This window comes from Desulfobacter sp. (genome assembly GCF_050177295.1).
Window position 1 is genome coordinate 1 of the sequence record NZ_JBFXHE010000333.1, and the last position, 4,948, is coordinate 4,948.

The 4,948-nt window shown below is 45.4% G+C and carries 6 protein-coding genes; 2 read left to right on the plus strand and 4 right to left on the minus strand.

Annotated features, from left to right (window positions below; genetic code table 11):
* Positions 1-251: 251 nt before the first annotated feature.
* Positions 252-1,193, minus strand: a complete 942-nt coding sequence (locus tag AB7U36_RS18305; protein ID WP_428161104.1) for a cytidylate kinase family protein — start codon at positions 1,191-1,193, stop codon at positions 252-254.
* Positions 1,194-1,833: 640 nt separating this feature from the next.
* On the opposite strand from AB7U36_RS18305, the gene AB7U36_RS18310 reads away from it, so the two are divergent.
* The gene (locus AB7U36_RS18310; protein ID WP_428161105.1) at positions 1,834-2,919 is read left to right on the plus strand and encodes a peptidylprolyl isomerase; all 1,086 of its coding nucleotides are present in this window, start codon (positions 1,834-1,836) and stop codon (positions 2,917-2,919) included.
* 21 nt (positions 2,920-2,940) lie between these two features.
* Here AB7U36_RS18310 and mtgA read toward each other — a convergent pair whose 3' ends face one another.
* Complete coding sequence (gene mtgA / locus AB7U36_RS18315; RefSeq protein WP_428161106.1) at positions 2,941-3,618, minus strand: monofunctional biosynthetic peptidoglycan transglycosylase; 678 nt, start codon at positions 3,616-3,618, stop codon at positions 2,941-2,943.
* A gap of 277 nt (positions 3,619-3,895) precedes the next feature.
* On the opposite strand from mtgA, the gene AB7U36_RS18320 reads away from it, so the two are divergent.
* Positions 3,896-4,111 (plus strand): hypothetical protein, encoded by a 216-nt coding sequence (locus tag AB7U36_RS18320; RefSeq protein ID WP_428161107.1) that lies wholly within the window; start codon positions 3,896-3,898, stop codon positions 4,109-4,111.
* A gap of 253 nt (positions 4,112-4,364) precedes the next feature.
* On the opposite strand, the gene AB7U36_RS18325 is transcribed toward AB7U36_RS18320, so the two are convergent.
* Positions 4,365-4,559 carry a hypothetical protein gene (locus AB7U36_RS18325; RefSeq protein ID WP_428161108.1) on the minus strand — a complete coding sequence of 65 codons (195 nt, stop codon included), beginning with the start codon at positions 4,557-4,559 and terminating at the stop codon, positions 4,365-4,367.
* A gap of 56 nt (positions 4,560-4,615) precedes the next feature.
* Positions 4,616-4,948, minus strand: a 333-nt coding sequence (locus AB7U36_RS18330) for an ISAzo13-like element transposase-related protein (RefSeq protein ID WP_428161109.1), incomplete at its 5' end; no start/stop codon positions are given.

Here is a 4,948-nt window from a genome sequence, read left to right on the forward strand (position 1 = left end):
ATGAAAATGAGAACCAATTTTTTCAAATTTTCTGTTAATAGCCGGACTATTGACATAAAATTTGGGAGAATTGGGGCCATTTTCATGAGATTGCAGCCGATTCATCAATTACCAAACAAGCTCTTAGCAACCGGTTCAAATTTCGGGATCCATTATAATTTGAGCCGTTTCATAATCAAAGTATTAGCGAGTGAGCACCCGAACTATATGATATAGGAAAAAAGGCGGCGTTTAACATGCCGCCTTTTTTATCAGGCATGGCTGGCGGCAACAAGTCGGGCATCTGCCGTTGCACGATTTATAAAGGCCGGGTGGCGTTCCATCACCCTTGCGTAAAGCTGTTCATACTGCTTTATAATGGGTGCCAAGGTCGGGGTTTTGAAATAATTGCTGCCCGGAAGGATATCTGCTTTGTAAAACAGCCTGCCGGTCCTGGTATTGACCTTGTTTACCCCGTTCACGGATTGGACAAGGCGTGCCAATTTTTTGCCGTACCTGGAAAACATCAGTACGGGTTTGTGGACAACAAGATCTATCTGATCATGCCGTGCTGCCACGGAAACGGGGTGGCCCTTTTCCGCCATAAGACGTGAGACGTCAGCGGCCAGGGCAAAGTCTTGGGGAGTCATTGCTTCTTTTCTATTTAATGCTGCATTGGAGATCAGTTCAATCAAATCGGTTTGCCCTGTGGTGGTCACATTGATAACACCGTCGCAATCCATTGGTCTGCGGCTTTCAGCTGAACGCAGGTAAAGAGACCAGCGTAAAAACGCTTCGTCGCTGCTATCCATCTGCGCTTTGGTGTCAATGCCGATGTCATTGTCTTTTTCGTGTTGTATCTTCCAGTTTCTGAAACTTTTTGGCGCTGTGACCAGAATGTGCAGCCCCAGTTCAGAAGGAATCAATTTGCCCAGAAATCCACTGACAACAACAGGCCCCTGTTTAATTTTATCAGCCAGAACAGATTTTACCGCTGCAATACACCTGGCTTTAGCCGGGGAATACCGGTCTGCAAAAGGCGGATCTTTAAAGATACTGTTTTCAATACTGCTTTTTTTCAAATTGTACATTTTGGCTGCCGCATCAATGATGTCCTGGTCGTATAATACTTTACAGCCCAGTACGTCTGCCGCCTTTTGTGCCAGTTGCGCTTTGCCTGTGTACGCTCTTCCGAAAAATGTGATGACACTCATGCCTGCCTCCTTTGCTAAAGGCCATTTTATTTAATTTTAATAATCTTTAAATAAAGACTACTGCAACTATTGTGCCGGAGGCATAAAAAATATAATTGCTTTAATTTACAGGAAATAATTCTGTTTCGAGTCGTTTGGTACTGTTTCTATGAAAAGTTGCATTCTGCAACGCAACCCATGATTAAATCATAATTTACTATAAATTCAGATAGATTGCTCTGTGTTTCATATTTGAATGCCGGATTGAATTTTGCAACATTCCGGCGTGAAATTTGTCTGGTCAGACCGCGTACATTTTAAACTCGACTATCAAGTTTTTTCTTCAGCCCTGTAAACACTGGGCTGAGAAATGGTCTTTTTCGGAGGCCAAAAATACTTAAAAAAGAATAACAGGTTGATATTATTGCATTTTAAAAATTATACCAAGATAATTTGGAATTTATTGAAAGCACGGTAATATTCAGTAATATCAATTTATTAGAAAAAACTTGATAGTCGAGTTAAAGGCATTTGTGTTTTGGAAGAAACATGTTAATATCCGGTTCCAAATTGGATTCAAAAGGTACCGGGAATCAGGACCGTAAATATTAACTGTTCCAGTTGCCCGGCAACATAAGAAGTAAAATTCAGGATACGCCAAATGAAATATAATACTGAAACGGCCCGGCTAAACCATGGCACCTTTTTCTGCCTTTGCACTCAGATTTGTTCTAAAATATTAAGATTTGTCCTGGCCTGGGGGATTCTTTTTTCTTTGACCATGATCCCTTCCGGTGCCATGGCCCAAGGTGAGGCTGGTCTTGCAGACGGTCTATATGCAAAAATGGATACAGATAAAGGGACTATTCTTCTCCAGCTTTTTTACAAACAGGCCCCGTTGACGGTTACCAATTTTGCCGGGCTTGTCCTAGGCAAAATGGATACAGATGTTAAAAAGGGCGAAAAATTTTACAATGGACTGACATTCCACCGGGTGATCCCGGATTTCATGATCCAGGGCGGGGACCCCGAAGGTACGGGCCGGGGCGGCCCGGGATACCGGTTCCAGGACGAGTTCAGTCCTGAATTAAAACATGACAGCCCCGGGATTTTATCCATGGCGAATGCCGGCCCCGGCACCAATGGCAGCCAGTTTTTCATTACCCACAAAGCCACACCCTGGCTGGATGGCAAACACACCGTATTCGGCAAGGTAGTCACGGGCATGGATGTGGTCAATGCCATTAAAAAAGGGGATAAAATTAAAACTGTTGAGATCCTGGCAATAGGGGATGGGGCAAACGCGTTCAGAACAGACCAGGCTGGATTTGATGCCATTATTACAAATAGGAATGCAAAAGATATGGAAGCGTTTAAAGAACAGATGCATGAAAAATATCCCGATGCCGTGGAAACCGAATCCGGTCTGATGTATGTAACGGTACAGGAAGGAACCGGCCCTGCCGTTACCGCCGGTGCCACGGTTCAGGTGCATTATACAGGGCTGTTTACCACCGGAAAAAAATTTGATTCCTCCAGAGACCGGGGCAACCCCATTGAATTCGTCCTTGGCAAGGGGCAGGTGATCAAAGGCTGGGATATCGGGATTGAAGGCATGAAAAAAGGCGAGGCCCGGCAACTGCTGATTCCTTATCCCTTGGCATATGGGGAGAGGGGGTATCCTGGTGCGATTCCCCCCAGGTCCACCCTGATATTTGACGTAGAACTGGTCGGCATTCAACAGTAATCATTGGGGGGCACCCGATTATTATTTCAGCACCGGCATGTTCTGCATTTGTTTTAAGATGCGGGTTTGGCGCTGCCGGACATGGGGGTGGGGGGTGACTGCAGACCATTTGTGGGGGCTTGGCAGAATGGCGGCCAGAAGCGCTGCCTGTTCAGGCGTTAAGTCTTTGGCATCGCAGGAAAAATAGGCCCGGGCCGCAGCCTGGGCACCCACATTGGCCCTTCCCCAGTCAGCGGTATTAAGATACATCTCCAGAATTCTTTTTTTATTCCAGACCAGTTCAATCATGACCGTGTACCAGGCTTCGGCAAGTTTTCTGGCCAATGTTCGGCTTGAGGGAAGAAAAAGGGAGCGGGCCGTCTGCATGGTGATGGTGGATGCCCCCCGAAATCCTTTGCAGGTGATGATGTCCCCAAGGGCAATTTTTATTTCCCTGAAATCAAATCCATGGTGGCGCATGAAGCGCTGGTCTTCGGAGGCCAGAACTGCCTGCTGGAGATACGGCGAAATTTGCTCAATATCCTTCCATTCATAAGACCTGGGCTTGAACGGCATCTTTTTGCGGGCAGCAATGGCCTTTTCATAGACCATATTGACCGTGAAAGGCGGATTGAAAAATCTGAAAGCTACGACCTGGAGAAAGGTGACTGCCACCACGGCAATCACCAGTCCGGCAATGGTTTTTTTTATCCAGGTCATTAATTTTTTTTTCAGCGTTTTATTCATTTTTCCGGTCGCAAAACATGGCATAGGTCAGAATGCTGGCATGAACTGGCCTATTTTAAAGAAGGTCGATTTTTTAAGCTTTCCCATATCAATCGTGCTTAGGGTGTGTTATTTTTTTTGTTGGAACACATATATTTACCCCTTTTGCAAAATCAGAATTTGACGGCTTTTTATAATGAAAAACAATACATTTCAAATTCAATCCCTTGATAATAGCAACAAAACACTGAAACCGTCGCCGTTTGGCCGTTTGTTTCGACTTTTTACCTCATGGTTTGGGTTTACCGGCCTTTATGCAGCGTTTTCGGTCTGTCCTTTCTGCGGGCAGCAGGGATGCCCTGTGGGTATAGCATCGGCAGGCACGGTGGGAGCATTTTGCGCCTTGTGCCTCCAGGACTGGAAACGGCTTTTTGCATATATCAAAAATCGTTTCATAGCATTGCGCAACCCAAAGGACAAACAATAAAACTGAATCTGAACATTGTTCCGGCAGCTTAACACCTTTTTATGAGGAAGATTTTGTATTCACCGGCATTGAATATTTATACCTAGCTGCGATGGATTTGATCGTATGTTCTATAGCAAAAAATCCATCTACAAATTTGGGATCAAACATGGTTTCTCTGCCCTCAAGGATGATGTTCATGGCTTTGTCATGGGAGAAGGCCGGTTTATAGCATCGCTCACTAATCAGAGCATCATAAGGGTTTTAGCCGACCTCAATTTACCGTTAATGGCCGAATAGTAATATTCCACTGAGGAAGCTGGGCAGAACGATCAAGGCGCTTTTCAAGTTCTGCTTTCTCCTTTGTGCATAGGGTAATTCCTTTCTGGTATACTGATGCAAGGAGGCTGACAGTTGTCTTTACGCCTCTCCATACAAAGTTTCCTGCTCTTTTGAGCACGGTTTCCATACTTCTAAGTAACTCAAAATTTTCTATTGTAATTTTAGTTGCTTGTAAGATTGAGTTTAGTCCCGGCTGAATGGGCCGCTATCAAGGAGATAGCCGTTCCATGATTGTTCCAATCCACCCCAGTAGTGCTCAATGTAGTTGTATTTGCTGTGGTAGGGTGGGTAGTACGCAAGGCGAATCTCAAGACCGGTCGTGTCGGCAAACTCGACCATCCGTTGGAGAAAACGGGTTCTGCGGCCGCTACATTCCGGCTCATTGTCCATGTTGATGACGAGACGGTTGACATCTCCAAGGCTTTCCCTGCGGCTATTCCACCAAAGATCCATGCCGTCCATCAGGAAATCGCTGGTCTTGTTGCTGTCCGTCAAGAACAGGAATGCTTTGCCGGT